Consider the following 26,042-nt stretch of genomic DNA (forward strand, 5'->3'; position numbering starts at 1 on the left):
GTCTCCTACAAATAGTTCATGGACAGGGTGACGGAACCGTCGATGGGGATTTCTTCGGTCAACGGCAGCGTGTTACTCGGGGCGATGTTCGGGGAGATCAGTACAGCGGCCGTGAGTTGTTTCACCGGAGCCGGCACCATTGGGTTTCTGTTAAGGGAAAACGAGGACAGAAAGTAATGCGACAACATACTCGTCGGCGCCCAGGTGGATGGGCCGCTGGAGCCGATGGGGTACATACCGACGCCATCAGCCACGATCGAGCCGAGGTTCAGATGCATGTAGCCAAGCGCTACGCTCTCGTTGGCCATCCCCAGGCCGAATCGCGTCGTCCCCACTGCACCCGCGGAATCGAGGCGGTTGTCCCTGGGCTTCAGCGCCAGCAAGGTCAATGCCTCGCAGGTGATCGACAGTTGCAGGGTGTGCTCAGCCAACTTGGTGGGCTGATCGACATTCAGGTCTTTGGCGGCAATCTTGCCCAAGTCATATATCCCGCCGTTGGACAGGCTGGGCTCACAGGCGCTAGGGGTGATCAGGCCGCTGACACTCAGGTCGACGCTGGAGGCCGCGTGGGCCGGCGCCATGGTGGCCAGTCCTAGCGTGGTGATCAGGGTCATCAGAAAGGGTTTCATGGAGTGCTCCTATAGGTAGGTGATTTCGAGGGTGCCCGAACCATCGAGCCGTACCTCATTGCCCAAATCCAGCGAGCCCAGAGGCGCAATGACCGCTTCGAGGTTCAGCGTGGCGTTGAGGTTTTGAATGGCGGTGGGGCCACCCGTGCTGCCGGACGTGGCGCTGAAACCCAGGTAGCGATTGGCGCTGACCGCCGCGATGCGGCTGCTGGCACTGCTCCAGGGCAGGCCCGCGGTGGCGGAGTCGGTGCTGAACACCTGGGAGAAGCTGTCGGCGATGATGTGTGTCGGATCGAACAGCAACCGATAGCGGCCGATCTTCTGTTGGCGGGCGTCCAGGCCGAGCCCGTAAACCGATTGGTCGCCCGTGCCGGTTGCCGAGCCCTGGCGGTTGTCCTGCATGCGGACGGCGAAGGCGGTGGGCGCATCGCAGGTCACGCTGAGTGACAGCGGGCGTGGCGCCAGGGGCGTTTCCTTGTTGATATTCAGATCGCTGACCGAGAGCTTGCCCAGTTCCACATGCCCACCATTGGACAGCGTGGGCGTGCAGGCCGCCGGCGCAAAGCGTGCTTGCAGGCGCAGTTCCCGTGAGCGACCGGCAGCGAGGGCGTCAAACAGCCCTGCGGTGTCCCAGGTAACCGCATCGCGCACGCGCGTGGCGCTTTCATCGGCCCAGGCGCTGGCGTCGATCTGCAATGACAGGTTGTGCCCGGTGACTGCGACACCGCCGCGTATCGGCACGAGTCCATGGCCCGGTTGCCAGGCCAGTTGAGTGCCGACAATCGCCGGCGCTTGCCCCTGGCCTGCGATCAGTCCGAGCTCCACGGGTTGGCCGTCAAGCAGCGCTTCGCTGACGCGCAGGCCATAGCTGCCGTGCTCGGTAAACCGAAAACGCTCGGTGTCCGCGCCCAGGCTGCGATAAAACAGGCTCATGTCGGTGGGCTGCGGGCAGTTCAGCGTCAGGCTGAGCCGCCGCTCCCCCAGCAACCGTTCGGTGGCGGCCAGCAACGGTACGGCGCGGTTCATCAGGCCAAAGTCCAGCTGTGCCTGGCTGAGGTTCAACTGGCACTCCTGCGCGGCCCAGGCCTGGGAGCCCAACAGCAGCAAGCTCAAGGGATACAGCGTGTGTTTCAGACCCATGGTCAACGTCCTCATGGCTGATGGCACCGGGCTGGTGCGGTTTCGAAGTACACCTCGGGGTCGGCGTCTTCCGGCAGGGCAAAATCCAGGCGACAACGTGGCTGCCCCGGCGCCTTGACCCACAGGGCGCGCGGGTCGAGCACGTCGGGCAGGAACACTTGGCTGCCTTCCTGCACCAGGGTCACGAATTCACCCTCGGCGGTGCTGACAGTTGCACCGCGTGGCAGCGGCTGGCCGCGATCGGTCGTGACGTTCAACAGCGCACGGCGGGTGAGCGCCACGCCGAATTGCACCTTGTCCACCGCCCCGCGCCCGGCGGAAATCACCGCCAGGCCGTTGTGGATGTCGGCATTGCGCGGCAATGAACGGGTCTGCACTTCCACCGGGCTGCGGCCATAGGCGCTCAGTTGCGGCACCACCGCCTGGCCTTGCCAGTCGGTCCAGACCGGGCCGCTTGGGGTGCTGACTTTGATCCCGGCCATTTCCCCCACGGACATCACCGCAAAGGTGTCGCGCACCGGGTAGGGCGAGAACGTCACGCCGTCGCCGTGCAGTACCACGCCGCCGCGGGCTCCACCTTGATAGCTGGAACGCTCGTCTTCGCTGCGGGTGTAGTTGAAATCCAGCTGGCTGTACCACGGCAGGGCCGACACGCCGAATGACGACTCCACCTCGCGGTCGCGGCTGTCGCGTTCCACGCCGACCCGGTAGCTGAGTTGATCGTTGAGTTGCTCGTTCAAGCCGGCGCCCAGGCGATGCTCACTGCCGGTCTTGCGGGCCCAGGTGCGGGCGCGGCGGTTTTCACCGAAGGGCAGGCTGATGTTCAGGTAGAGGCTGTTGTCGTTCTGCTGACGACCACCGACCTGCCATTCGGCGCTGGCCGAGACCGATACCCGACCAAAGCTGGTGCCCCAGGCTGCCAATGCGCGGCTGCTGCTTTCGCCGTTGTAGGACGCCGTACGCGAGACGCCTGCACTGAACGCCCCCAGGGCCGGGTGCGCCCAGGACGCGGTGAGGCTTTGCTGGTCGCGATAACGTGAACGTTGCTGGTCGCGGCTGTTGCCGACGTAGGTGGAGTCTTCCAGGTCGCGATAGCCCTGGGAGCGCCAGGACCCTGCGCCGGTGACCGACCAACTGGCGCTCAACCGCTGGGACCAGGACAGGTCGGTCTGCACCCCGCGATCACGCCCCTCGCGGCTGGCTTCGGCACCCTGTGCGGAGAATTGCAGTTGGCTGTCCTGCCAGGGCAGCCACCCCAGGTTGAAGCCCGCCGCCCGATAAGCATCCGCCACCAGCGCCCCACCGCCCACACTGACCTGTGGATGTACGGCACCGCTCCAGCCGGCACTGACGACCCAGGGCTCCTTGCCTTGGCTTTCGCCGATCTGCCGCACGCGCCCGGCGGCCACCGAATAACCCGGCGCCGGCAGGCCCAGGCCAAGCATGGCGGCAGGGACGGTAAAGCGGCGCTCTTCGCCGGTGGTTTCCTTGACGGTGACTTCCACGTCGGAGCGACCGTTCAAGCGGCGCACATCGGTCAGGGCGAACGGCCCCGCCGGCACCACGCTGGAGTGGATCAGCGCGCCGTTCTGGCGCACCTCCACCTGCGCCGGGCTGTTGGCGATGCCGGTGATGGTCGCGCCCTGGTTCTGGTCTTGCAGCGCGGTTTCGGTCAGCACTTGCGCGCCAGTGATCTGTGTACCGGCCAGGACCGGGTTGTAAAGGCTGATCTGCCCGGCCTGCAACACCGCCTGTTGCGCGGCGAAGGTACGCTGGGCGTAGGCGTCCAGGTGGGTGGTGCGCGAGCGGCTGTCTTGCCAGGTCTTGACCTGGCGGCTGCGCACGATCCAGTCGCCGGCATTGAAGCCCACTTCGGTGTTGGCCGAGCCGAAGCGGCTGGTGGTATCGCCGAACTCGTTGTAGAGCCCGGTCAGGTCGTAGTTGAGCAGGCCGGCGAAACCACCGGTCTGGTAGCCGGTAATGTCCTGCCGGGCCGGGCGCAGGGCCTCGGTCGGCACCACCAGGGCCAGGCTCAGGCTGGCGGGGTCCTGCTCGATCACGGTTTGCGGGTAGCGCTCGGTGAATCGGTGGCAGGTTGCAGCGTCGTTGTTTTCGGGCTCCTGCAAGTTACCCGCATCCAGCAGGGCCTGGTTGAAACAGAGCGCTGCGTCGCGGTCGAAGGTCACATCCACCCGGCCCCGGCGCTGGCCGTTGACGCTCAGGTTCACGGCATGCCGGCCAGCCGCGAAGCGTGGAGCTTGCAGCAGCAGGTTGGCCAGATCCGGGTCGATGCCGCGTCGGGACAGCGTCTGGGGGTCGAAGGAACCGGCGATCAGGGTGTCCGCCAGCGGTGCCTCGGACGGCAGGGTGCCGCCCAGGGCCAGCGCCAGCCCCGCCACTAGTGTGTGTGCGCGGCGCGGTGAAACGCCGGGCACGGCTCCGCCGTAGCGGTCAGTCATTGCTGTGCTCACAAGGTCATACTCAACTGTGGATGGCCCGCCGACTCTGCGGTTCAGTCAGGCCTTCTGGTGGCGTTGGCAGGCCACTCTTTTTTATAGGGAGATCGGTGCTTCGTAGGGCGCTACCGCAAAGCCATAGACCGTGGCCGGTTGCAGCTGAATGCGACTGGCGCCAGTGCCGCTGGCCGTCATCTTCAGGGTTTCGCCCGGCAGCACATAAGTACGCGGCAGCAACGCCGAACCGTTTCCGGGCAGCAGCCGCAGTTCCTGGGCCAGGCGCACCACGTAGGGCGTGGGGTTGCTCACGCTCAATTGGTCGTGGCTCAAGCGCCACTCAAGCCCGGTCCAGGGGGTGCGATTGGGCGCCAGGCCCTTGGGGTGCAGGATCACGGGTAGGTTCTGGCGTACCGTCACGCCGACGCGCGCATGCCCGGCCTGCGCTGCCGAACGGCCTTGGGGCATGCCCTCGAAGATCACCCGCTTGAGGCGTTGGGTGGCCAAGGGTTCAGGCGCCTGCAGAATGAAACGGATGAGCTGGCTTTTGCCTGGCTCGACCCGGGCCAGCGGGGGAGTCACGAACAGCAAGGTCGCCTTGTCTTCGGGAATGTCTTCCAGGGTCACATGCAACAGGGCCAACTTGTCATCGGTATTGGTCACGGTGACCGAGGTTTCGCCGTCGGCTTCGTTGACGATCACCACCGAGGTGTCGGGCACCATGCCATCGGCGAGAACAAGCGCGGGGCCGGCGAGCGACAAGGCGAGTGCGCCGAGGTAGACCCCGGCGTAGCGCACACAGACAAAGGCGCGGGTTAGAAGGGGCAGGGACGTCATGGCTACAAATACCTCAGGTCAAGCACGATAGAACCGTCCAGCGGCACTTCCTGCTTCAGGGTCAGGTAGGCGGCCGCATTGATGGACGTGTTGATTTGCAGGGTGGCGGTGAGCAGGCGGTGGGGCTCCGGCACCAGGGTGCCCGGGTGGGCAAAACCCATGAAGTTGTCCGGGTAGGCGTTGGTTTCCGGGAACCAGGTCAGCCCCTGGTTGCTGGAGGCCAGCACCAATGCACGCTGGCCGTCGCCCATCACTTCGCGAAACGCCAGGGAGACCGTACCCAGTCGCTCGGAAGGGACATGCACGTTATTCCCCAGGCCATAGTAAAAACCGGGGCCCAGGGAGGAGTCGGCGCGATTGTCCAGGCCCACCAGTACGTACAGCACCGGTTCGTTACAGCTCACCGTCAAGTCCAGGGACTGGGTGGGCAACGCACTGAATTCGAACTGGTTGAGTGTGCGTGCCGGGACCATGCCGTGGTCGACGATGCCGTTGGCAGACAATGTGGCGTTGCAGGCGCTGGGGGTGATCAGGCCCGTGATGTTCAGCTCGACACTGGATGCAGCCAGGGCCGAAGGCCCGCTACTCAGCAGGAAAAGCATGGAGAGAAGGCGTGGAAGGGTGTGCTTCATGGAAGAGGTTCACCGGTTGCCTGTTTCATCGTTTCAATGCGAGACGGCGCCAGGCGGGGTGCCTGACGCCACACGCTTCAAGGTGTGCTTACAAGTAGCGCACGGTTACGGTGACCGAGCCGTCAATGGCGGCTTCGTTGGTCAGCGTCAATTGACTGGATGGGGCGATTTTGGGGCTGACAATCAGGTCCGAAGTCAGCACCTGCACAGGGATTGGCGCGTCGACCGTGGCGTCGGCCACCGACACCAGGTTGGCAGGTGTCAGATTGCGTTCGCTGAGCCAGGTGACCCCGCCATCGGCAGAGGCGATCGGACGGCCAGCCACGCCATCGGCGACGGGCGCGTTCAAGCTCAGGTTCATGGCGCCGAGCTTTTCCGTACCGTTGATCAGGCCCAGGCCGAACTCCGCGGTGTTGCCACCGTAGTTCGAGCCGGCGCGGTTGTCGTTGGCGTCCAGCGCCATCAGCGTCGCAGCATCGCAGGTGACGGTGAGCTGCACGGTTTGCTCGTCGAGTGGGGTCACCTGGTCGATGTTCAGGTCTTTGGCCGAAATCTTGCCGTAGTCGACTGAACCGCTGTTGGACAGGGCGGGGGTGCAGGCACTTGGGGTGATCAGGCCCTTGACGGTCAAGTCGACGCTGGACGCGGCGAAGGCACTGGTGCTGCCAGCGAACAGAAGGACGGCGGTTAGGGATTTGAACGCGGTGTTCATGGTTGAGCTCCTGAGTAGAGGTTAAGGGAAAGCGAGGGTTACCAATATTTGAGTTGCAGCGTGGCCTGGCCGTCGATCGGCACCTCGTCGAGCAAGGTCAGGTCGGTGGCGGGCACGATCATGGTGAAGGCGCGCAGGCGAGCGCTCAGCTCTTGCAAGGCGATTGGTGTGTAGGGATCGCTTGGCGTCGCAAACGACGTCAAGCCGGCGTGCCCCAGGTATGAAGAGGGATACCAGGTGGCACCGCCGTCTCGGGAGAGGATGGCTTGCACCGGCTGGCTGTCGGCCACCGGGTCAAATAGGCCGAGCGCCACGCTGCCGAGTTTCTGGTCATCGTTGATGATGCCCAGCCCATGATGCGCCGGGTTGATTGCCGAGCTGCCGGCGCGGTTGTCCAAGGTGGTCAGGGTGAAGAATGTCGCCCCCTCGCACTGCACGTGCAGGCGCATTTCGCCGGTTTGCAGACTGGTGGGCTTGTCCAGTTCCAGGTCCCTGGCGGTCAATTTGCCGTGATCGACTACGCCGCCGTCGGACAGGCTGGGTGTGCACGACGCCGGGGTGATGATCCCGGTGACGCTCAGGTCCGTATTGCTGGCGGCGATGGCGCCGGGTGTGCAGGCCGCCAGCAGGAGCGCGAGGGCGGCGGAGGGGGTTTTATCCATGGGCACAAGTCCTTGTGGGTGGGCGTTTGGGGACGGTGGTCAGAGGTACAGCAGGTCCAGCGAGGCACTGCCATCCAACGGCACTTCCTCGGTCAGGGTCAGGGTCCTGGCTGGCGCGATGTCGGTGGAGATGCGCAGGTCGACGGTGATGTTGCGCAGGGCGGCCGGAAAGTGAGGCCCGCTGCCGGGGATGTCAGTGAAGGCATTCAAGGCGCTGTGCGACATGTAGCTGCCCGAGGGGTTCATCAACCAGCTTTGGCCGTTGTTGAAGGAAAACAGCGGGTACAGCACAACGTCCGAAACAGGGTTGAGCACGTCAATGCCGTAGCTGCCCAACTTTTCGGTGCCGTTGATCAAGCCCAGGCCGTAGGCCCAGTTCAAGGCGGAGTAGTGGGCTGTACCAAAGCGGTTGTCCTTGCCGTTCAGCGCAAACAGGGTTGGGGCCTCACAGTTCACGCTCAGTTGCAGGTTGGCAGGCGGGAGTTCGGTGGAGCTGTTCATGGACAACTCCTTGGCCGCGATCTTGCCGTAATCGACCGTACCGTCCTGGGTCAGTGTGGGGACGCAGGCACTGGGTGTAATGCTGCCCTTGAGTGTCAGGTCCACGCCGCTGGCGGCCAGCACGCAAGGTGTAAGGCCAAGCAGGGTGGCGGCCAACAGGGTTGTGGATAAGGCTTTCATTAATGGAACTCCTTTGGAACAAGGCTCGGGCAGGGCGCTGACAGGAACCCAATATTTATTCTTGTGAGGGGGGACCCCATCGCGCCGTCATTGCCTGAGCGTCGGCGACTGTAGCGCCGCACTTGGGTGGCTGAAATGCAACTAATACGAAAGCGCTCTGCGCGGCTGAATGCCGAGCGGGCGTTAGAGGTAGCGCACTTCCAGGGTGGCCGAGCCGTCGATGGTTTGTTCGTCGGTCAGGGTCAAGTCTCGGCTGGCGGAGATGTAGGTCTCGACGACCAGGTCACTGGTCAGTTCCTTGGCGGCCTGGGGCGTCCAGACACCGCCCGAATTGCTGCCGAACGCCGCCAACCCCGTGCGATTCCAGGTGTTGGGGTATTCCCGCTCCTGCCAAGTGACACCGTCGTCCGCCGACAGGAGGGCGGTGACCCTGGTGGAGTCGGCAACGGCATTGCGCAATGCAAGCCTAAAGGCCCCCAGTTTCTCGGCGGCGTCGGTCAGGCCCAGGCCATAACCGTCCGGGGTAATGGCGGTGCCGGGGCGGTTGTCCGTGCCCTGCAGGGCAAACAGCACGGGGGCCTCGCAATTCACGCTGAGTTGCAGGGTGATCGCCGGCAGTTCGGTTTCCATGTCTTCAGTCAGGTCTTTGGCCGCCAGCTTGCCCAAATCGATGGAACCGCCCTGGCTCAGGGTTGGCGTGCAGGCGCTGGGGGTGATGAGGCCTGTTACGTTCAGGTCGACGCTGCTGGCCGCCAAAACCGAGGCGGTACTGGCCAGCAAGGCAGTGGCGACCAGGGGGTAGAAGAGAGGTTTCATGTGAAGTGAGCTCCGTGTCGTACAGGAATAGGGGGAGCTCGGGCCGTGCGTTGATGGGGGCGTGGCAGTACTCGCCCCCCTGCGCCTTCGATGGCCAGAGCGGCGGCGAATTTAGCGCCGGCTCTGGCCAGGAAACATGCAACTTTTACGAGAACGCGATCAGGGCAGGATTTTTTTGAAACGTCACGCCGTGTATGCAGGGAAAGCTGCAATGTCGTAGTTGTTGTATCGCCATCAATCATTCGTTCGGATATTTTTTTTGCGGGTAAATCACGTCAATTCATTACTTTGAATGGTGATACAGGTCCTTGCGCGAAAAAATCGAGTGAGGTCGACCGTCAGGTCGGCACCCGTCAGCCACATGCATGGCCGGCGCGCTGATCGTTTTGCGCGAGGTAGCTATGCAGCACACCAGTGCCGGTCGTGGTTCAGGCAACGCCATGTCTCCGCCGCCACATTGGCAAGCAATCCGGGTGTTGCTGGCAGACGACCACAGTGCCTACCGTTTGTTGATCGGCTCATTTCTGCAAGTGTTGGGAGTGGCTCACGAAACGGTCGAAAATGGGCAGCAAGCCCTTGAGGCGCTGGCGACGCGCCCCTTTCACCTGGTTATCAGCGACTGCCGCATGCCGGTAATGGATGGCTATGCCATGACCCGTGAACTGCGCCAGCGCGAAAGTGAAGCGTGTGCGGCGCGTATTCCCGTGATTGCCTTGACCGCCTGCCTGGACATCGCACAGATCCAGCGCTGTGTGGCGTGCGGCATGGACGACTGGATGCTCAAGCCCATCACGCTGGGGCAACTGCGAGACATGCTGTTGTACTGGTTGCCTGCCCCTGAAACGTATCGGCAGCAGGGCAGGCGAGCGGCCAACTTGTCACGCCTGCACGGCAGGTATCCAACGCGGGCGAGCCTGATTGCCACCTTCGGTTTCTGGGAAGTTGTCGAACCCCTGCTGTTTTGCCTGATTCAAGAAGCCCACGACGATCTGGCGGCACTGGATAGTGCACGAAACGCTTTCGATGCAGCCCTGACCACCCACCATTTGCATCGGCTGGTCGGTGGTGTGGCATTTTTAGGCGATACCGGCCTTGAGCAGCGGGCGATGCATCTGATCGAGCGGGTACGACGCACGGGTGTTGCGGCGAACAGGTCGTTGCTTGAGCGTTTCAATGGGGACATCGAGCGCTACCTGCTGTATTTGGCTGATTTGTGATTTTTTACATAGGTATGTAAGACTTTTAATTATTGTTTGTAGGGTGTTTCTGTAAGTTAATTCTTTTTATTTTGTAGGCGTAAGTTGGTGCCGTGTGAACAAGGGTTAGGACCCGCAACTTGTACGAGATCGCCTGTTGTTGTGTAAGTCTTGTCGATGTATTTTGAAATACTCAAATTGCCATCATGGAAAGAACGATGCTTCGGATAATTATTGCCGACGATCACCCGATTGTTCGTGTTGGGCAGAAAGTGGTGATCGAGGCCAGTGGTCTGTGCAAAGTTGTCGGTGAGGCCAATGGTCCTGACCAACTGTTGGCGTTGGTGGCGAGTACGCCGTGCGAGGTGATTGTTACCGATTTCGCTATGCCGGGTGACCAGCAGGCCGACGGCTTTGGCTTGCTGGGTTTGTTGCAGCGCCAATACCCGACGTTGCCAGTGATTCTGGTGACCATGTTTGCCAACGTTGCCACCCTGAGGGCGGCGTTCAGCCATGGTGCCCGGGCGATTGTGGCCAAGAGCGCCTCGGCGAGGGAGTTGCCGTTGGCCTTGAAGGCGGTCATCAATGGGCGCACCTTCGTCAGTGAATGCCTGCGTGCCCAAATGGACCTGGCTGGCAGCGCGAAAAACGACCAGCCTCCGCAATTGTCCGGCAAAGAACGGGAGGTGGTGCGAATGCTGGCCAGTGGCATGACGGTCAGCCAGATTGCTGCACAGGTGAATCGCAGTATCTCCACGATCAGTAAACAGAAAAGTACGGCGATGTTGCGACTGTGCATCTCCACTGATGTGGACTTATATGCCTATGCACGGGAAAGTGGCATGGTGCCCTGACTGTTAATGAACGACTTGCACACTTAAGTCGAACACAAACGTTCTGCGCCCTCGGTTGTATTACTTGCACTCACGCTTGCCCGTTCATTGTTGTGAGTTGCAACGCCATGGCCGTCGCGGTACAGCCCGTATTTTCCTGGCGAATAGCCATGGCTTTCCAGCGTCCCGCGGATTATCGTTCTGCACCCCTGACGTTCCCACGGAGCCTGCCCATGAGTGATGCCCACACCGCCCTGATCACCCGTTTCTACCAGGCATTCCAGCGCCTGGACGCCGAAGCCATGGCCGCCTGCTACACCGATGATGTGGTGTTCAGCGACCCAGCCTTTGGCGAACTGCGTGGGCGCGATGCCGGCGATATGTGGCGCATGCTCACCACCCGCGCCAAAGACTTCTCGCTGACCTTCGACAACGTGCGCAGCGATGACCGCAGCGGCGGCGCGCATTGGGTCGCCACCTATTTGTTCAGCGCCACCGGCAACACCGTGGTCAACGACATCCAGGCGCGCTTTGTGTTTCGCGACGGCAAGATCTGCGAACACCACGACAGTTTCGACCTGTGGCGCTGGTCGCGTCAGGCACTGGGCACCAAAGGCCTGTTGCTCGGCTGGACGCCGCTGGTGAAAAACGCCGTGCGTACCCAGGCACTGCGTGGTTTGAAGGCATTCCAGGCCAGTCGTTGATAAGCTTGGCGCTCTTCCGGTTTTGCTGAACTGACCTGTGACTGATCCTTCTGAACCCAAACCCTGGTTTGTCTACCTGGTTCGCGCCGCGAATGGCTCGCTGTATTGCGGCATCAGCAATGACCCGGTACGCCGTTTTGCCATGCACCAGAGCGGCAAGGGCGCGCGGTTTTTCCTGTCCAGCCCGGCCGTGGCGCTGGTGTACACCGAAAGGTGCGCAAACAAAGGCGAGGCGCTGCGCCAGGAGAGGCTGATCAAGAAATTGAAGAAGAGCGCCAAGGAGTGCCTTGCGGCGAGCGCTCCATTGATTTGACTGATGGGTTCCCATCGCCCCCCTGCGCATTTTTGCAGGCTAAGCTAGGCGTTCACTTCTCGAGCGGAGCCCGGTATGTCTGAGCTGATCCTGCACCACTACCCGCAATCCCCCTTCGCTGAAAAAGCCCGCCTGCTGCTGGGCTTCAAGGGCCTGTCGTGGCACTCGGTGCTGATTCCGCCGGTGATGCCCAAGCCGGACCTCACCGCGCTCACCGGGGGCTATCGCAAGACGCCGGTGCTGCAAGTGGGGGCCGATATCTACTGCGACACCGCCCTGATCGCCCGTCGCCTGGAGCAGGAAAAAGCCGCCCCGACGCTGTTCCCCCAAGGCCAGGAAGTCATCACCCAGGGCTTTGCCGCCTGGGCGGACTCGGTGGTGTTTTCCCACGCCGTGGCGCTGGTGTTCCAACCGCAATCCCTGGCAGTGAAATTTGCCAAGGTACCGCCAGAGATGCTCCAGGTGCTGGTGGCCGACCGCGGCAAGTTGTTCAGCGGCGGCACCGCAGCCCGGGTGCAGTTGGACCAGGCCCTGCACCAATGGCCGGTGATTGCCGGGCGCATCGAGCAGCAGTTGCAGCACCAGGCGGGGGATTTCCTGTTTGGCGAGCCGTCGATTGCCGACATCGCCCTGGCCCACCCGTTGTGGTTCCTCAAAGGCTCGTCGGTGACGGCGCCGTTGGTGGACGCCTATCCGGCCATGGCCGCCTGGCTGGAGCGGGTGCTGAGCTTCGAACACGGCACGGCCACCCAGATGAGTGCCGCCCAAGCCTTGGATATTGCGCATAACGCGACCCCAGCCGCGCTGCCGGATGAGCAGTTCGATGACTTGAACGGCTTCAAGGCTGGTCAGCAGGTGGCTATCAGTGCCACCGACTATGGCACCGACCCGGTCGTCGGTGAGCTGCTTTTCGCTGGCCGCGAAGAACTGATCCTACGACGCACCGATGAACGCGCTGGCACCGTGCATGTGCATTTCCCACGCCTGGGTTTCCGCATCCAGGCGCAATAACTGAAAATATTTTGCAAAAGATGTGAGGTAAACCTGCGGCCCATCCGTGTAGTGCTTGAAACTGCGATCAATTCGCATTAACAGCGTTTTCTACACGGGTTCTCACAGCATGAAGTCGACGGCGGGCGGTTTGGTTAAACAATGGCTGGGAGCCTCGGTATTGGCAGTCTCGGGGTTGGCCTTGCTGCCCCTGTGCGTGGCGCAGGCGCAAGAGCAACAAAGCACCCAGTTCACCTTTGCCCTGGCAGCCAAGCCGCTGCCGCAGGCGCTGAGCGATTTCAGCCGGGTCACCGGGATCAGTGTGATCTACACCGATGAAGCGCCCTACGGCCTCAGCGCCCCAGCGGTCAGCGGGCAGATGAGCGCGACCCAGGCCCTGCAACGCCTGCTCGGCCACTCCGGTTTCACCTTCCGCCAGATCGACGCCCGCACCCTGGCCCTGGAACCCGCGCCGACCGAAGGCGCAGTCAACCTCGGCGCCACCACCATCAGCGGCGTCGGCCAGCAGACCCAGGACAGCACCAGCTACCAGCCGCCGCCCACCAGTTCGGTGATGCGCTCGCGCGGCCTGCTGCTGGAAACCCCGCAAACCGTCAACGTCGTGCCCGCCCAAGTGCTGCGCGACCAGACCCCGCGCAACCTGGATGACGCCCTGGGCAATATCAGCGGCATCACCCAGGCCAACACCCTCGCCAGCACCCAGGACGCCGTGATGTTGCGCGGCTTTGGCGACAACCGTAACGGCTCGATCATGCGCGACGGCATGCCGGTGGTGCAGGGCCGTGCGCTGAACGCCACCGCCGAGCGCGTCGAAGTGCTCAAGGGCCCGGCGTCGTTGCTGTACGGCATCCAGGACCCGGGCGGCGTGGTCAACATCGTCAGCAAAAAGCCGGAACTGGTGCAATCCACCGCCCTGACGGTGCGCGGCTCCACCTTCGGCGATGGCAAGAACGGCAGCGGCGGCAGCCTCGACACCACCGGCCCGATTGGCGACAGCGGCCTGGCCTATCGGCTGATCGTCGACCATGAAGACGAAGACTACTGGCGCAACTTCGGCACCCACCGCGAGACGCTGGTGGCGCCGTCCCTGGCCTGGTACGGCGACAACACCAAGTTGCTGTTCGCCTACGAGCACCGCGAGTTTCTCTCGCCGTTCGACCGCGGCACCGCCATCGACAAGTCCAACCACCCGCTGGACATCCCGTCCACCCGCCGGCTGGACGAGCCCTTCAACAACATGGAAGGCCGTTCCGACCTGTACCGCTTTGAAGCCGACCACGACCTGAACGACGACTGGAAGGCCCACTTCGGCTACAGCTGGAACCGCGAAACCTACGACGCCAGCCAGGTACGCGTCAGCGCCGTGGCTACCAACGGCGCACTGACGCGCAGGATGGACGGCACCAAAGGCGCGATCACCACCGACCGCTTCACCACCGCCAGCCTCGAAGGCAAGGTCAATGTGTTTGGCCTGCAGAACGACCTGGTGTTCGGCATGGACGACGAGTATCGCAAGGTCTACCGCGCCGACCTGATCCGCCAGAATTCGCGCAGCTCGTTCAACTACTACAACCCGGTCTACGGCAATGAAGTCGCGGGCACTAACGTCAGCGCCGCCGACAGCGCCCAGACCGACCTGCTGCGCAGCGACTCGCTGTTCTTCCAGGACGCGATCCACCTCACCGACCAGTGGATCTTCGTCGCCGGTGCGCGCTACCAGATGTACGACCAGTACGCCGGCAAAGGCGTGCCGTTCAAGGCCAACACCAACGGCAATGGCCAGGCCTGGGTGCCGCGTGCGGGCCTGGTGTATCGCTACACCGATGAGTTGTCGTTCTATGGCAGCTACACCGAGTCGTTCAAGCCCAACTCCACCATCGCCGCGCTGGCCGATGGCAGCACCTTGACCGGCGACCTGACGCCAGAGCGATCCAAGTCGTGGGAGCTGGGGGCCAAGCTCGACATTCCTGGGCGCATCACCGCCAGTGCGGCGCTGTTCAATATCGACAAGCGCAACGTGCTGGTGTCGTCGGAAGTGGCGGGAAGCACCATCTATAGCCTGGCTGGCCAGGTGCGCTCCCGTGGCCTGGAACTGGACGCCAGCGGCCAGTTGACCGACCAATGGAGCCTGATCGGCAGCTACGCCTATACCGACGCCAGGGACACCAAGGACAAAGATCCGACCCTGGAAGGCAACCGCCTGCAAAACGTCGCCAAGCACACCGGCTCGCTGTCGGTGGCCTACGACTTCGGCAGCATTTTCGGTGGCGACCAGTTGCGCGTGGGCACTGGTGCACGCTACGTCGGCGAGCGCGCAGGTGACGCGGCCAACGACTTCACCTTGCCGGGCTACACCGTGGCGGATGCGTTTGCCACCTACGACACCAAGATCGACGGGCAGAAGGTCAAGTTCCAGCTCAACGTGAAGAACCTGTTCGACCGCACCTACTACAGCTCGGCGGCCAGCCGCCTGTTTGTGTCGATTGGTGATGCGCGGCAGGTGTCGGTGTCCAGCACGTTGGCGTTCTAGACCTGGCCCCTGTGGCAAAGGCGCTTTGCGCAGCAGTCCTCGTCTTTCCAAGTAAAGAGCCGCGGCCGCTGCGCGACCTGACGGCAGCAGGCTCCCTCGCCACAAGGGAAGCGAGCTGGTAGCGTGGCCGCACTGATTTTTCGCGGAAACTCCTCACTGATGCCATTTGGAAAGTTGATCTACACCAGCGCACTTCTGTTGTTACTCAGCGGTTGCGCCAGCGTTTCGCAAACCACTTCCCTCGACCAACTCCTGGCCGACCCGGCGCTGCACGGCGCCACGGTGTCGCTGACGGTGCGTGATGCCCGCAGTGGCAACATGCTCTATCAGCACAACCCGCGCACACGGCTGGTGCCGGCCTCCAACCTCAAGTTGTTGACCACGGCGGCGGCGATGGATGTGCTGGGCCCGCAATACCGTTTTGCCACGCAACTGTTGAGCAATGGCACCCGGCAGGGCGAGCGCCTGAGCGGCAATCTCTACCTGCGCGGCCTGGGCGACCCGACCCTGCAGTGGGCCGACTATCAGGCCCTGGCCGCGCAATTGGCCAGCCAGGGCATCCGCCAGGTGCAGGGCGACCTGGTGTTCGACGACAGCTGGTTTGATGCCGAGCGCTTGGGGGTCGACTGGTCCCACGATGACGAAAGCACCTACTACGGCGCGCAGATTTCGGCGCTGACCGTGTCACCCAATGCTGACTTTGATGCAGGCACCGTGCTGGTCACGGCCAAGGCGCCGGTGCGGGTCGGCCAGCCGGTGGGCGTGGAGATTTTCCCTCCCACCGACTACCTGCAACTGAGCAATCGCGCGGTCAGCGGGCCAGGCAACAGCTATGGCATCAACCGTCGCCACGGCACCAACCTGCTGCAGCTCAGCGGTGCGCTGGCGCCGGGTAAACAGAGCAAGCAACTGCTCAGTGTCTGGGAACCGACGCAATTGGTCGCCAACCTGTTCGAGCAGGCCCTGGCGCAGCAGGGCATCAGTGTGGTCGGGCGTCGCGTGATCGGTGGTGCAACCCCGGCCATGGCGAGCGTGCTGGCCGAGCATCAGTCCGCGCCTTTGCAGGCGCTGATCACGCCGTTGCTCAAGCTGTCGAACAACAACATGTCCGAAGCCTTGCTCAAGGCCATGGGGCGCAAGACCGCGAATGCCGGGACTGCGGCGGCAGGCGTGGCGGCGGTGGCGGGTTTCATGCAGCGCCAGGGGCTGGATACGACGATGTTGAGGCAAGTGGACGGCTCTGGCCTGTCGCGGCTGAACCTGGTGTCTTCGCAAACCCTCACCGACCTGTTGCTGGTCGCGAGCAAACAACCGTGGTTCGACGCCTGGTACAACGCGCTGCCGATTGCCGGCAACCGCGACCGCATGACCGGCGGCAGCCTGCGCTGGCGCCTGCGCAAGACCCCGGCGGCAGATAACCTGCACGCCAAGACCGGCTCCATGGCCGGCGTTTCTTCGTTGGGTGGCTACATCACCGACGCCCACGGGCGCCGCCTGGTGTTCTCGATGATCAGCAATAATTACCTGGCCAGCGGCGCGCAGGTGAAGGCCCTGGAAAACCGCGTCGCGCTGACCTTGGCCAACTGGTGACTCAGGGCTGATAGCCCATTCGCCAACTCACGGCCCGGGTCGCGGCCAGCAAGTGCTGCGCCGCCGGGCCGTCTTCATCGGCGTGGAACAGCGAGGTGGGACCGACCACGGTCATCACCGCCGCCACTTGCCCGACGGCGTTGAACACCGGCGCCGACAGTGCATCCACACCCGGCATCAGCAAGCCATGCACAAAGTGCAGGCCACGGGCGCGGATCTGCTCGCACGTGGTCGCGTAGGCCTGATCGTCGGCCAGGGCGTGGGCGATACCGGCCTGGATCTCCCGTTCACGCAACTCCACGGTTTCCCGCGAGGGCAGGAAGGCGCTGAAGACCAATCCGGTGGACGAACTGAGCAGCGGCAACACCGAGCCCAGTTGCGTCACCACCGTCACCGCACGCACCGCCGGTTCGATATGCACCACGGTCGCGCCCTGGTTGCCCCATACCGCCAGGAAGCAGGTTTCATTCAGCTCATCGCGCAGTTCCGCCAGGGGCAGGGCGCCGACTTTCAACACGTCCATGCTGCCCAGCGCCGCCAGGCCCACGCGCAACGCTTCGCGGCCAAGACCGTAATGGTTGGTGGCGGTGTTCTGTTCGGCAAACCCCGAGGCGATCAACGCCTGAAGATAACGATGCACCTTGCTGGCCGGCATTTGCACATGTTCGGCCAGGCGCGACAGCGACGTGGCCGGCGACAGTTCGGCCAGGGCCTTGAGGATGTCGGTGCCCACTTCGGCCGAGCGGACTTTCTGTTTGCCTGTGTCGCGGGGCTTTTCCATGGGGGAGCGGGAATCCGAGAGATGAATGGGCGTCTTTATAGCTTGACGGTCGATAGTGATCAAATTACGTTATGCGTAACTGGATTACGATAAAAACAACTTCCGTACAGAGGATGATCCATGAACCTCGAATACCTCTCGGGCTTCGGCAATGAATTCGCCAGCGAAGCCCTGCCCGGCGCATTGCCGGTCGGCCAGAACTCCCCGCAAAAAGCGCCCTATGGGCTGTACACCGAACTCTTCTCCGGTACGGCCTTCACCATGGTGCGCAGCGAAGCCCGGCGTACCTGGCTGTACCGCATCCAGCCGTCGGCCAATCACCCGGCGTTCGTCAAGTTGGAGCGCCAGCTCGCCGGCGGACCGCTGGGCGCGGTGACGCCAAACCGGTTGCGTTGGAACCCGTTGGATATTCCCGCTGAACCGACGGACTTTATCGACGGCCTTGTCGGCATGGTCGCCAACTCCGGGTCGGAAAAACCCGCAGGCATCAGCATTTACAACTATTGCGCCAACCGCTCGATGGAACGGGTGTTCTTCAATGCCGATGGCGAACTGCTGATCGTCCCCGAGCAGGGCCGCCTGCGCATTGCCACCGAACTGGGCGTGCTGGACGTTGAGCCGCTGGAGATCGCCGTACTGCCACGCGGCCTGAAGTTCCGCGTCGAACTGCTGGATGCCCAAGCCCGCGGCTACGTCGCCGAGAACCATGGCGCACCCCTGCGCCTGCCGGACCTCGGCCCCATCGGCAGCAATGGCCTGGCCAACCCGCGTGACTTCCTCACGCCGGTCGCGCATTACGAGAACCTGCAGCAACCGACCACCCTGGTGCAGAAATTCCTCGGCGAACTGTGGGGCTGTGAGCTCGACCACTCGCCGCTCAATGTGGTCGCCTGGCACGGCAACAATGTGCCGTACAAATACGACCTGCGCCGTTTCAACACCATCGGCACCGTCAGCTTCGATCACCCCGACCCGTCGATCTTCACCGTGCTGACCTCGCCCACCAGCGTGCACGGCCTGGCCAACCTCGACTTCGTGATCTTCCCGCCGCGCTGGATGGTGGCCGAGAACACCTTCCGGCCGCCGTGGTTCCATCGCAACCTGATGAACGAATACATGGGCCTGATCCAGGGGGCCTACGACGCCAAGGCCGAAGGTTTCCTGCCCGGCGGCGCGTCACTGCACAGCTGCATGAGCGCCCACGGCCCGGACGGCGAAACCTGCACCAAGGCGATCAACGTCGAGCTGGCGCCGCACAAGATCGATAACACCATGGCCTTCATGTTCGAGACCAGCCAAGTGCTGCGCCCGACCCAATTCGCCCTGGACTGCCCGCAACTGCAACCCTCTTATGACGCGTGCTGGGCCTCGCTGCCCGTCACCTTCAACCCGAACCGGAGATAACCCATGACTCAGCCCACCACGACCCGCAGCTGGGTAGCCTCCGCCAACGGTCACGCCGATTTCCCATTGCAAAACCTGCCCCTGGGCATCTTCAGCCACAACGGCTCGGCGCCGCGCAGTGGCGTGGCGATTGGCGATGCGATCCTGGACCTGCACGCGGCCATCGACGCGTTCGAAGGCGAAGCCCGGCGTGCCGTCGAAGCCACGGCCGGTGGCCAGTTGAACGACTTTTTCGCACTGGGTCGCGGCCCGCGCGTGGCCCTGCGCGAGCGCCTGCTGGAACTGCTCGCCGAAGGCAGCCCGCTGCAAGCGCGAGAGGCCCAGGTGCTGCATCGCGCCGCCGATTGCCAGATGCACCTGCCAGCGAAAATCAGCGATTACACCGACTTCTACGTCGGCATCGAACACGCGCAGAACGTTGGCAAACTGTTCCGTCCGGATAACCCATTGCTGCCCAACTACAAGTACGTGCCGATTGGCTACCACGGTCGCGCCTCGACCGTTCGCCCCTCCGGTACGGACGTGCGCCGCCCCAAAGGCCAGACGCTGCCGGCCGGCCAGACCGAACCGAGCTTCGGCCCCTGTGCACGCCTGGACTACGAGCTGGAGCTGGGCATCTGGATCGGCCAGGGCAATGCCATGGGCGACTCGATTGCGATTGGCGACGCGGCCGAGCATATCGCCGGTTTCTGCCTGCTCAACGACTGGTCGGCGCGGGACATCCAGGCCTGGGAATACCAGCCGCTGGGGCCATTCCTGTCGAAAAGCTTCATCACTACCGTCTCGCCGTGGGTCGTCACCGCCGAAGCCCTGGCGCCGTTCCGCAAGGCACAACCGGCGCGGCCTGAAGGCGACCCGCAACCGCTGCCGTACCTGCTGGATAAACGCGACCAGGCGGCGGGTGCGCTGGACATCGAACTGGAAGTGCTGCTGACCACTGCCGCCATGCGCGAGCAGAACCTGCCGGCCCAGCGCCTGGCCCTGAGCAACAGCTTGCATATGTACTGGACCGTCGCCCAGTTGGTGGCGCATCACAGCGTCAACGGTTGCCAATTGCAGCCCGGTGACCTGTTTGGTTCGGGCACCTTGTCCGGGCCGCAGGAAGGCCAGTTTGGCAGCCTGCTGGAAATGACCGAGGGCGGTAAAAAGGTGGTCGAGTTGCCTTCCGGCGAAGTGCGCAAGTTTCTTGAAGACGGTGACGAAATCATCCTGCGCGCCCGCTGCAACCGCGAAGGGTTTGCCTCCATCGGCTTCGGCGAGTGCCGTGGCACGGTGGTCGCCGCACGTTAAGAGGGCAGGGCGATGGAACTCTATACCTACTACCGCTCCACCGCGTCGTACCGGGTGCGCATCGCCCTGGCACTCAAGGGCCTGGATTTTCGTGCGGTGCCGGTCAACCTGCTGGTGCCGGCCGGTGGCGCGAACCGCCAGCCCGAGTACCTGGCGATCAACCCGCAGGGTCGCGTGCCTGCCCTGCGCACCGATGACGGCGAGCTGTTGATCCAGTCACCAGCGATCATCGAGTACCTCGACGAACGTTATCCACAGGCGCCGCTGCTTTCCAAAGACCTGGCAACCCGTGCCCACGAACGCGCGGTGGCGTCGATCATTGGCTGCGATATTCATCCGTTGCACAACTCCAGCACCCAGAACCTGCTGCGCCAGTGGGGGCATGACGAAGCGCAACTGCTGGAATGGATCGGCCATTGGATCAGCCAGGGCCTGGGCGCGGTGGAACAGTTGATTGGCGACACAGGGTTTTGCTTTGGGGAGCAGCCAGGCATGGCGGATGCGTTTCTGATTCCGCAGCTGTATGCGGCGGAGCGCTTCAAGGTGCCGTTGGCGGCGTATCCGCGTATCGGCCGGGTGGCGGCGTTGGCGGCGCAGCATCCGGCCTTTATTCAGGCGCACCCCGCCAATCAACCTGACACCCCCTAAATACAAATGTGGCAGCTGGCTTGCCTGCGATAGCGGAGCACCCGTGCCAGATGAGTTGCCTGACACGCCGCCATCGCAGGCAAGCCAGCTCCCACAGTTTGATCAGCGTCATCCGTATAAAAATAATAGGTACCTTGCGATGCACAATCAGATTGCCAGCTTTCGCGCGGCACTCGACGCCCGTCCGGTGTCGCGCTATCAGTGGTTGATTCTTCTGTTGCTGGCGCTGTTGCTGGTGACCGATGGTTACGACGCCCAGGTCCTGGGTTACGTGGTGCCAGCGCTGGCCAAGGATTGGGGGCTGGAAAAAGCGGCCTTCGGCCCGGTGTTCAGCGCCAACCTGCTGGGGCTGACGTTGGGCTCGCTGCTGGTCACGCCGCTGGCGGACCGCTTTGGCGTGCGCCGCATCCTGCTCGGCTGCGTGCTGATCTACGCCAGCCTCACGCTGCTGATGGTGTTCGCCCACTCACTGACCAGCTTGATGGCGGCACGCTTTATCTGCGGCATCGGCATGGGCGGCGCCATGCCGAGCGCCATGGCGTTGATGTCGGACTACTCGCCACCGCGCCTGCGCACCTTGATGGTGACGTTGGCTGCGTGCGGCTTTTCGTTCGGCGGTGCGGCGGGTGGGTTTGTGGCCGCCGGGTTTATCGACGGCTTCGGCTGGCAGGCGGTGTTTCTTGCCGGTGGCGTGACGCCGTTGCTGCTGTTCCCGTTCCTCGTATGGTTGCTGCCGGAGTCGCTGCCGCGCTTGCTGCGGGATGCTCCGCCGTATGCGCGTTTGCACGCCGTCAGCACGCACATGGTGCCCGGCTGGCAAGCGCCGCTGGCGGCTGCGGCAGACAGCCCGCAGGCGCAGGGCGGCCAACTGACGGTAGTGGAGCTGTTCCGCAACGGCTATGCGCGCCCGACGCTGCTGATCTGGGCAACGTTTTTTGTCAGCCTGATCCTGTTGTATTTCATGATCAGCTGGCTGCCGTCGCTGCTGCTGGAAAGTGGGCTGGCCCTCAAGCAAGCCAACCTGGTGACGTCGATGTTCCTGTTTGCCGGCACCCTTGGCGCCATCGGCATGGCCTGGTTCGCCGACCGCCTGAAAAGCAAAGTGCGCCTGTTGTCCGGGGTATTGGCGGCGGCCGCGCTGTGCACGATCCTGCTGGGCTTGAATCACGACAATCCGCGCTACTTGGTGGCGTGCGTGTTTGCCGCCGGGTTCTGCATTATCGGCGGGCAACTGACGCTTAATGCTTTCGCCAGCAACTTCTACCCGGCCCACGTGCGCGCCACCGGCACGGGGTGGGCGTTGGGTGTGGGTCGGTTTGGCTCGATCCTGGGGCCGCTGTTCGGCAGTCTGTTGCTGGCGATGCATATCCCGGTGCAGCAGATTTTCTTCTTCTGTGCGATTCCGGCGGTGATGGCGGCGCTCTTGATCATCCAAGTGAGATCACCGGGCTCAAGTGGGCCTGTGAGTCCATTGCATGGCGACATTCTAAAAGCGCCGGCCAATCGCTGATGCGCCGCAGCTTCCACAATTTGATGCTCAGTGCACCACTGAGTTAGGCGGCAAATGGCCCAATCGCTCGGTCAAGCGCAGGCGTTGGATCGGGTCCTCACTGAGCATCAACGCGTGCTCCAGATCAAAACGCTCGGCGTTCGGGCAATCCAGGCGCTGATACAAACTGGCCCGCGCCAGGTAATCGGCGGCGCTGGCATTGCCCAGTTCCAGTACACGTTCGGCATCCACCAGGGCGGCCAGCGGCGCGTCATTGGCCAGGTGCAGTTGGCGCAGGTTGCGTGACAGACGTTGCAGGATCGAACGTGGGTCGGCGCTGTGCAGGTGGTCGGCCTGCAACTTGAGGTTGGGGCCGTATTGGCGTTGCAGCAGTTCGCGGCAATCGTTGGGGTACAGGCGCCGGCCGCCGCAGGGGTCCAGCAGGTGATCGGCGCCGGGTACCCGCAGCAGGAAGTGTCCGGGGAAATTCACGCCGACCATCGGGATGTGCAGGCGTCGCGCCAGCTCCAGCGCGATCAACCCCATGACCAGCGGCTGCCCGCGTTTGCGTTGCAAGACTTTGTCCAGCAAGGCCGCGGCGGGGCGTAGCGGGGTGAAGTCGTCCTGGGCGAAGCCCAGGTCGTTCAGGCGGCGCAGCAGCGGCTGGCCCAGTTCATCCGCCGGCAGCATGGGCATGCCTACGCTGACTTGCTGTTGCAGCAACGTCAGCTCTTGCAGGATCACCAACGGCTGCACCGTGGAGTCGTGCTCGGCGGCAATCCACAGCGCCGCTTCAAACAGCGCAGGGGGGGAGCGTTCCAGGCAGGCGAAAAAGGCTTTGCGGGGATTCATTGCATTCTCCGGCGGATGTCCCCGTTTTAGCCTTGCTGGGAATTTTCGTCCAGTGGCTTGAGATATATCCCACTTGCTTATGTCGCGCGACCTACAAAAACGGGCGGCTTATTCCAGCGTATTCCGGCAGTTTTCCACCGCAAGCCTATACTTGGGCCACTACCAGAAGTGATTCGGGAGCTTGACGATGTTTGCTCTCATGCACAGCACCCGCCTTGAATCGCTGCACTTGAGCGTCGACCCGGTTACCGGGCTGAAGGCGGTCATCGCCATCCACAACAGCCGTCTCGGGCCCGCCCTGGGTGGCTGTCGCTACCTCTCCTACCCCGACGACGAAAGTGCCGTGGCGGATGCCGCGCGCCTGGCCCAGGGCATGAGCTACAAGGCCGCCCTGGCTGGCTTGCCGGTGGGCGGCGGCACGGCGGTGATTGTCCGCCCAGTGCACGTGGAAAGCCGCGCCGCGTTGTTCGAAGCCTTTGGCCGCTGCCTCGAAAAACTCGACGGGCGCTTCATCACCGCCATCGACAGTGGCACCTCGGTGGCCGACATGGACTGCATCGCCCAACACACCCGTTTCGTCACCAGCACCACGGCGGCGGGCGACCCTTCGTCCCATACTGCCATGGGCGTATTCACCGGTATCCGCGCCACCGCCATGGCGCGCCTGGGCAGTGACAACCTCGAAGGCCTGCGCGTGGCCGTGCAGGGCCTGGGCAACGTCGGTTACGCGCTGGCCGAGCAACTGCACGCCGCGGGTGCCGAGCTGCTGGTGAGCGACATCGACCATGGCAAGGTGCAGTTGGCCATGGAGCAATTGGGCGCGCACCCCATCGCCAACGATGCATTGCTCAGCACCCCCTGCGACATCCTGGCCCCCTGCGGCCTGGGCGCCGTATTCAACCGCCAGAGCGTCGGCCAACTGCGCTGCGCCGCCGTCGCCGGTTCCGCCAGCGCGCAACTGACCCACCTGGACAACGCCGATCAGCTGGAAGCACGGGGCATCCTCTACGCACCCGACTACGTGATCAACTCCGGCGGCTTGATCTACGTCGCGCTCAAGCACCGCGGCGCCGAACTGCCCACCATCACCGCGCACCTGTCGAACATTGGCACCCGCCTGACGGAAATCTACGCCCACGCCCAAGCCGAAAAACGCTCCCCCGCCAGGGTGGCGGACGAACTGGCCGAACGCCTGCTGTACCGCTAGCCAGATATTAAAAAGGCCCTGAATCAATGATTCAGGGCCTGTTCAATTCGGGCTTTATTCTGCCGCGGGGTTCAGCAACTCGGACAGTGCATCCGGTTGGCTCTTGAACGCCTTGGCAAACACATCGCGGTTCTTCGCCATGTAGATCCCGGCTTCCTCAACCTGCTGCTCGCTCAACGACGGCACGGCTTTTTGCAACACTTCTGCGAGCAACTCAGCGAGTTCAAGCATCTTGTCATGACGGTCAGCTTCGGCTTTATCCATGAACAAACGCTCCAGATCTCGGCTGCTGCGGTATACCACTTCGACGGCCATTCACCACCTCACATGCCTTCACGATAGTTGTCTTTTGCGACTACTGTATTTATATACAGCGAAAAGGGTAAGCCAAACCGTGGGGTTTGGGTAGCAGTTTTTTAATGTAGCCCGTAAATACAGGTTGAGCGTGCCTCATGTCACCCCGCCATCATCTTATACACGCCGCTGGCCTTTTTTCTGCATGCAGAACAACCGTCACGTCCAACCCGCATTATCCGGTCGAGCCGACCTAAGGAAGCATCATCGTGAAAATCAACTGGGCCGAAAGGCTGCGCCAGAACGTGCATGGGCTGGCTGAATCCCTGGGTAATCTGTTTGTGGAGTCGTTCCACTACCTGGCGTTGTTCGCCATTGGTGCGGTGACGGCCTGGGCGGCGGTGATGGAATTTCTGGGGATGCTGGAGAACGGGCATATCAAGATCGATGACATCTTGCTGCTGTTCATCTACCTGGAATTGGGCGCGATGGTCGGGATTTACTTCAAGACCAACCACATGCCCGTGCGCTTCCTGATCTACGTGGCGATCACCGCGCTGACACGCCTTCTGATCTCCAACGTGTCCCACCACAACCCGCCTGACGTAGGCATCATCTACCTGTGCGGTGGGATTCTGCTGTTGGCCTTCTCGATTCTGGTGGTGCGCTACGCCTCGTCGGCGTTCCCTTCGGTGAAAGTCGAAGGGCCGCGTCGCAAGGGCGAGGCGAGCCTGGAGACCGAGAAGGGTGAGCTTTAAAGCCCGACGCTGAAGGGCAGGGCGCGGCTGGGTGGTCGCTGCAACAGTTTGTGATCGCCATCCGTCATCACCGCCAGGATCTCCATGGCGCTGTGGCCCTGCTCGATGGCGATGCCGAATTGGATGCTTTGCACCAGGCGTTTAAGGCGCTGTGGATCGTTGCGTTGTTCGGCGCTGATCATGCGCTTGGCCACCACGCCCGACTCATTCGAGAGGGTGAGCATGATGCTGCCATCCAGCCGCTGGATGCTGAGGTTGACGCGGTATTCGGGGGTGAAGGTGTCGGTGATGATCTGAAAAGGATTGTCCATGGTGCGTACCGCCTGATAAGAACATGCAGTCATTGACGATCGGTGTCGGGATTAGTTCGCATCTCCTGACCACCGGCCATTTCCCTTGTGATCTGTACAGCAAGCGCCGTGCCGTACAGCGATCCCCCTGGCAATGAGACCCCCATGTGGGAGCGGGGTTGCTCGCGAATGCGGTGGATCAACCAGGTATTCATTGGCTGATCCACCACATTCGCGAGCAAGTCCGCTCCCACATTGAGTCAGTGTTGTTCTTCAGGTGTGTGCGTTGT

27 protein-coding genes are annotated in these 26,042 nt (G+C 62.9%); 13 read left to right on the forward strand and 14 right to left on the reverse strand.

All coding sequences use genetic code 11. The features are described 5' to 3' along the window. Positions 1-5: 5 nt before the first annotated feature. The 9 genes from AC3ISR_RS05080 to AC3ISR_RS05120 form a co-directional block, all read right to left on the reverse strand. Positions 6-629, reverse strand: coding sequence for a DUF1120 domain-containing protein (locus AC3ISR_RS05080; RefSeq protein ID WP_463983263.1), 624 nt, complete (start codon positions 627-629; stop codon positions 6-8). Between the two features lie 9 nt (positions 630-638). Next, entirely contained in the window at positions 639-1,769 is a 1,131-nt protein-coding gene (locus AC3ISR_RS05085) for a DUF1120 domain-containing protein (protein WP_463983264.1), read from the reverse strand. 11 nt (positions 1,770-1,780) lie between these two features. Next, a complete protein-coding gene (locus tag AC3ISR_RS05090; protein ID WP_463983265.1) occupies positions 1,781-4,228 on the reverse strand; it encodes a fimbria/pilus outer membrane usher protein in 2,448 nt (815 codons plus the stop codon). Positions 4,229-4,321: 93 nt separating this feature from the next. After that, positions 4,322-5,059, reverse strand: coding sequence for a fimbria/pilus chaperone family protein (locus AC3ISR_RS05095; RefSeq protein ID WP_463983266.1), 738 nt, complete (start codon positions 5,057-5,059; stop codon positions 4,322-4,324). A gap of 2 nt (positions 5,060-5,061) precedes the next feature. Continuing rightward, positions 5,062-5,691, reverse strand: coding sequence for a DUF1120 domain-containing protein (locus AC3ISR_RS05100; protein WP_463983267.1), 630 nt, complete (start codon positions 5,689-5,691; stop codon positions 5,062-5,064). An 88-nt stretch (positions 5,692-5,779) separates the two neighbouring features. Next, positions 5,780-6,403 (reverse strand): DUF1120 domain-containing protein, encoded by a 624-nt coding sequence (locus AC3ISR_RS05105; protein WP_192297518.1) that lies wholly within the window; start codon positions 6,401-6,403, stop codon positions 5,780-5,782. A 38-nt stretch (positions 6,404-6,441) separates the two neighbouring features. After that, complete coding sequence (locus tag AC3ISR_RS05110) at positions 6,442-7,065, reverse strand: DUF1120 domain-containing protein (RefSeq protein WP_192297516.1); 624 nt, start codon at positions 7,063-7,065, stop codon at positions 6,442-6,444. A 39-nt stretch (positions 7,066-7,104) separates the two neighbouring features. Then, positions 7,105-7,746, reverse strand: coding sequence for a DUF1120 domain-containing protein (locus AC3ISR_RS05115; protein ID WP_192297514.1), 642 nt, complete (start codon positions 7,744-7,746; stop codon positions 7,105-7,107). 183 nt (positions 7,747-7,929) lie between these two features. Further along, positions 7,930-8,562, reverse strand: a complete 633-nt coding sequence (locus AC3ISR_RS05120; protein WP_463983268.1) for a DUF1120 domain-containing protein — start codon at positions 8,560-8,562, stop codon at positions 7,930-7,932. A gap of 365 nt (positions 8,563-8,927) precedes the next feature. On the opposite strand from AC3ISR_RS05120, the gene AC3ISR_RS05125 reads away from it, so the two are divergent. From AC3ISR_RS05125 to dacB, 7 genes are all read left to right on the forward strand, one after another. Beyond that, positions 8,928-9,779 (forward strand): response regulator, encoded by an 852-nt coding sequence (locus tag AC3ISR_RS05125; protein WP_463983269.1) that lies wholly within the window; start codon positions 8,928-8,930, stop codon positions 9,777-9,779. A gap of 197 nt (positions 9,780-9,976) precedes the next feature. Beyond that, positions 9,977-10,612: a response regulator gene (locus AC3ISR_RS05130; RefSeq protein ID WP_192297508.1), complete on the forward strand. Its 636-nt coding sequence runs from the start codon at positions 9,977-9,979 to the stop codon at positions 10,610-10,612. 212 nt (positions 10,613-10,824) lie between these two features. Beyond that, a complete protein-coding gene (locus tag AC3ISR_RS05135; RefSeq protein ID WP_192297506.1) occupies positions 10,825-11,295 on the forward strand; it encodes a nuclear transport factor 2 family protein in 471 nt (156 codons plus the stop codon). Between the two features lie 37 nt (positions 11,296-11,332). Continuing rightward, positions 11,333-11,608 carry a GIY-YIG nuclease family protein gene (locus AC3ISR_RS05140; RefSeq protein ID WP_192297505.1) on the forward strand — a complete coding sequence of 92 codons (276 nt, stop codon included), beginning with the start codon at positions 11,333-11,335 and terminating at the stop codon, positions 11,606-11,608. Positions 11,609-11,683: 75 nt separating this feature from the next. Then, positions 11,684-12,619, forward strand: coding sequence for a glutathione S-transferase family protein (locus AC3ISR_RS05145; RefSeq protein WP_463983270.1), 936 nt, complete (start codon positions 11,684-11,686; stop codon positions 12,617-12,619). Positions 12,620-12,728: 109 nt separating this feature from the next. Further along, entirely contained in the window at positions 12,729-15,149 is a 2,421-nt protein-coding gene (locus tag AC3ISR_RS05150; RefSeq protein ID WP_192297502.1) for a TonB-dependent siderophore receptor, read from the forward strand. Between the two features lie 159 nt (positions 15,150-15,308). Further along, on the forward strand, positions 15,309-16,739 hold the full coding sequence (gene dacB / locus AC3ISR_RS05155; protein WP_463983271.1) for a D-alanyl-D-alanine carboxypeptidase/D-alanyl-D-alanine endopeptidase: 1,431 nt from the start codon (positions 15,309-15,311) through the stop codon (positions 16,737-16,739). Between the two features lies 1 nt (position 16,740). Here the strand turns inward: dacB and AC3ISR_RS05160 are convergent, their stop codons facing one another. Beyond that, complete coding sequence (locus AC3ISR_RS05160) at positions 16,741-17,520, reverse strand: IclR family transcriptional regulator (RefSeq protein ID WP_192297498.1); 780 nt, start codon at positions 17,518-17,520, stop codon at positions 16,741-16,743. A 120-nt stretch (positions 17,521-17,640) separates the two neighbouring features. Between AC3ISR_RS05160 and hmgA the strand changes: the two genes are divergently transcribed. From hmgA to AC3ISR_RS05180, 4 genes are all read left to right on the forward strand, one after another. Further along, entirely contained in the window at positions 17,641-18,924 is a 1,284-nt protein-coding gene (gene hmgA, locus AC3ISR_RS05165) for a homogentisate 1,2-dioxygenase (protein WP_305392111.1), read from the forward strand. Positions 18,925-18,927: 3 nt separating this feature from the next. Continuing rightward, positions 18,928-20,214 carry a fumarylacetoacetase gene (fahA, locus tag AC3ISR_RS05170; RefSeq protein ID WP_305392112.1) on the forward strand — a complete coding sequence of 429 codons (1,287 nt, stop codon included), beginning with the start codon at positions 18,928-18,930 and terminating at the stop codon, positions 20,212-20,214. 12 nt (positions 20,215-20,226) lie between these two features. Then, positions 20,227-20,862, forward strand: coding sequence for a maleylacetoacetate isomerase (gene maiA / locus AC3ISR_RS05175; protein WP_192297493.1), 636 nt, complete (start codon positions 20,227-20,229; stop codon positions 20,860-20,862). A 139-nt stretch (positions 20,863-21,001) separates the two neighbouring features. Continuing rightward, positions 21,002-22,372 (forward strand): MFS transporter, encoded by a 1,371-nt coding sequence (locus AC3ISR_RS05180; protein WP_463983272.1) that lies wholly within the window; start codon positions 21,002-21,004, stop codon positions 22,370-22,372. 27 nt (positions 22,373-22,399) lie between these two features. Here the strand turns inward: AC3ISR_RS05180 and AC3ISR_RS05185 are convergent, their stop codons facing one another. Beyond that, positions 22,400-23,203 carry a SirB1 family protein gene (locus AC3ISR_RS05185; RefSeq protein ID WP_463983273.1) on the reverse strand — a complete coding sequence of 268 codons (804 nt, stop codon included), beginning with the start codon at positions 23,201-23,203 and terminating at the stop codon, positions 22,400-22,402. 187 nt (positions 23,204-23,390) lie between these two features. Here AC3ISR_RS05185 and AC3ISR_RS05190 point away from each other — a divergent pair, with 187 nt between their 5' ends. Beyond that, entirely contained in the window at positions 23,391-24,410 is a 1,020-nt protein-coding gene (locus AC3ISR_RS05190; protein ID WP_192297487.1) for a Glu/Leu/Phe/Val dehydrogenase family protein, read from the forward strand. 54 nt (positions 24,411-24,464) lie between these two features. Here the strand turns inward: AC3ISR_RS05190 and AC3ISR_RS05195 are convergent, their stop codons facing one another. Next, complete coding sequence (locus tag AC3ISR_RS05195) at positions 24,465-24,725, reverse strand: YebG family protein (protein ID WP_003188807.1); 261 nt, start codon at positions 24,723-24,725, stop codon at positions 24,465-24,467. A 248-nt stretch (positions 24,726-24,973) separates the two neighbouring features. Between AC3ISR_RS05195 and AC3ISR_RS05200 the strand changes: the two genes are divergently transcribed. Further along, the gene (locus AC3ISR_RS05200; RefSeq protein WP_192297485.1) at positions 24,974-25,462 is read left to right on the forward strand and encodes a phosphate-starvation-inducible protein PsiE; all 489 of its coding nucleotides are present in this window, start codon (positions 24,974-24,976) and stop codon (positions 25,460-25,462) included. On the opposite strand, the gene AC3ISR_RS05205 is transcribed toward AC3ISR_RS05200, so the two are convergent. Continuing rightward, positions 25,459-25,773 carry a DUF3509 domain-containing protein gene (locus tag AC3ISR_RS05205; RefSeq protein WP_192297484.1) on the reverse strand — a complete coding sequence of 105 codons (315 nt, stop codon included), beginning with the start codon at positions 25,771-25,773 and terminating at the stop codon, positions 25,459-25,461. The genes AC3ISR_RS05200 and AC3ISR_RS05205 overlap by 4 nt on opposite strands. Before the next feature lie 29 nt (positions 25,774-25,802). Continuing rightward, positions 25,803-25,967, reverse strand: a complete 165-nt coding sequence (locus AC3ISR_RS05210; RefSeq protein WP_463983274.1) for a hypothetical protein — start codon at positions 25,965-25,967, stop codon at positions 25,803-25,805. Between the last annotated feature and the right edge of the window lie 75 nt (positions 25,968-26,042).

The sequence above is a fragment of the Pseudomonas sp. GL_117 genome (genome assembly GCF_057835125.1).

Coding starts and splice junctions, on each gene's coding strand:
- AC3ISR_RS05090 (WP_463983265.1), bottom strand. CDS start 4,228: ATGACTGACCGCTACGGCGGAGCCGTGCCCGGCGTTTCACCGCGCCGC.
- AC3ISR_RS05105 (WP_192297518.1), bottom strand. CDS start 6,403: ATGAACACCGCGTTCAAATCCCTAACCGCCGTCCTTCTGTTCGCTGGC.
- fahA (WP_305392112.1), top strand. CDS start 18,928: ATGACTCAGCCCACCACGACCCGCAGCTGGGTAGCCTCCGCCAACGGT.
- hmgA (WP_305392111.1), top strand. CDS start 17,641: ATGAACCTCGAATACCTCTCGGGCTTCGGCAATGAATTCGCCAGCGAA.
- AC3ISR_RS05095 (WP_463983266.1), bottom strand. CDS start 5,059: ATGACGTCCCTGCCCCTTCTAACCCGCGCCTTTGTCTGTGTGCGCTAC.
- AC3ISR_RS05150 (WP_192297502.1), top strand. CDS start 12,729: ATGAAGTCGACGGCGGGCGGTTTGGTTAAACAATGGCTGGGAGCCTCG.
- AC3ISR_RS05145 (WP_463983270.1), top strand. CDS start 11,684: ATGTCTGAGCTGATCCTGCACCACTACCCGCAATCCCCCTTCGCTGAA.
- AC3ISR_RS05210 (WP_463983274.1), bottom strand. CDS start 25,967: ATGAATACCTGGTTGATCCACCGCATTCGCGAGCAACCCCGCTCCCAC.
- AC3ISR_RS05110 (WP_192297516.1), bottom strand. CDS start 7,065: ATGGATAAAACCCCCTCCGCCGCCCTCGCGCTCCTGCTGGCGGCCTGC.
- AC3ISR_RS05205 (WP_192297484.1), bottom strand. CDS start 25,773: ATGGACAATCCTTTTCAGATCATCACCGACACCTTCACCCCCGAATAC.
- AC3ISR_RS05180 (WP_463983272.1), top strand. CDS start 21,002: ATGCACAATCAGATTGCCAGCTTTCGCGCGGCACTCGACGCCCGTCCG.
- AC3ISR_RS05120 (WP_463983268.1), bottom strand. CDS start 8,562: ATGAAACCTCTCTTCTACCCCCTGGTCGCCACTGCCTTGCTGGCCAGT.
- AC3ISR_RS05080 (WP_463983263.1), bottom strand. CDS start 629: ATGAAACCCTTTCTGATGACCCTGATCACCACGCTAGGACTGGCCACC.
- AC3ISR_RS05100 (WP_463983267.1), bottom strand. CDS start 5,691: ATGAAGCACACCCTTCCACGCCTTCTCTCCATGCTTTTCCTGCTGAGT.
- AC3ISR_RS05190 (WP_192297487.1), top strand. CDS start 23,391: ATGTTTGCTCTCATGCACAGCACCCGCCTTGAATCGCTGCACTTGAGC.
- AC3ISR_RS05125 (WP_463983269.1), top strand. CDS start 8,928: ATGGCCGGCGCGCTGATCGTTTTGCGCGAGGTAGCTATGCAGCACACC.
- maiA (WP_192297493.1), top strand. CDS start 20,227: ATGGAACTCTATACCTACTACCGCTCCACCGCGTCGTACCGGGTGCGC.
- AC3ISR_RS05185 (WP_463983273.1), bottom strand. CDS start 23,203: ATGAATCCCCGCAAAGCCTTTTTCGCCTGCCTGGAACGCTCCCCCCCT.
- AC3ISR_RS05195 (WP_003188807.1), bottom strand. CDS start 24,725: ATGGCCGTCGAAGTGGTATACCGCAGCAGCCGAGATCTGGAGCGTTTG.
- AC3ISR_RS05130 (WP_192297508.1), top strand. CDS start 9,977: ATGCTTCGGATAATTATTGCCGACGATCACCCGATTGTTCGTGTTGGG.
- AC3ISR_RS05135 (WP_192297506.1), top strand. CDS start 10,825: ATGAGTGATGCCCACACCGCCCTGATCACCCGTTTCTACCAGGCATTC.
- AC3ISR_RS05115 (WP_192297514.1), bottom strand. CDS start 7,746: ATGAAAGCCTTATCCACAACCCTGTTGGCCGCCACCCTGCTTGGCCTT.
- dacB (WP_463983271.1), top strand. CDS start 15,309: ATGCCATTTGGAAAGTTGATCTACACCAGCGCACTTCTGTTGTTACTC.
- AC3ISR_RS05085 (WP_463983264.1), bottom strand. CDS start 1,769: ATGGGTCTGAAACACACGCTGTATCCCTTGAGCTTGCTGCTGTTGGGC.
- AC3ISR_RS05160 (WP_192297498.1), bottom strand. CDS start 17,520: ATGGAAAAGCCCCGCGACACAGGCAAACAGAAAGTCCGCTCGGCCGAA.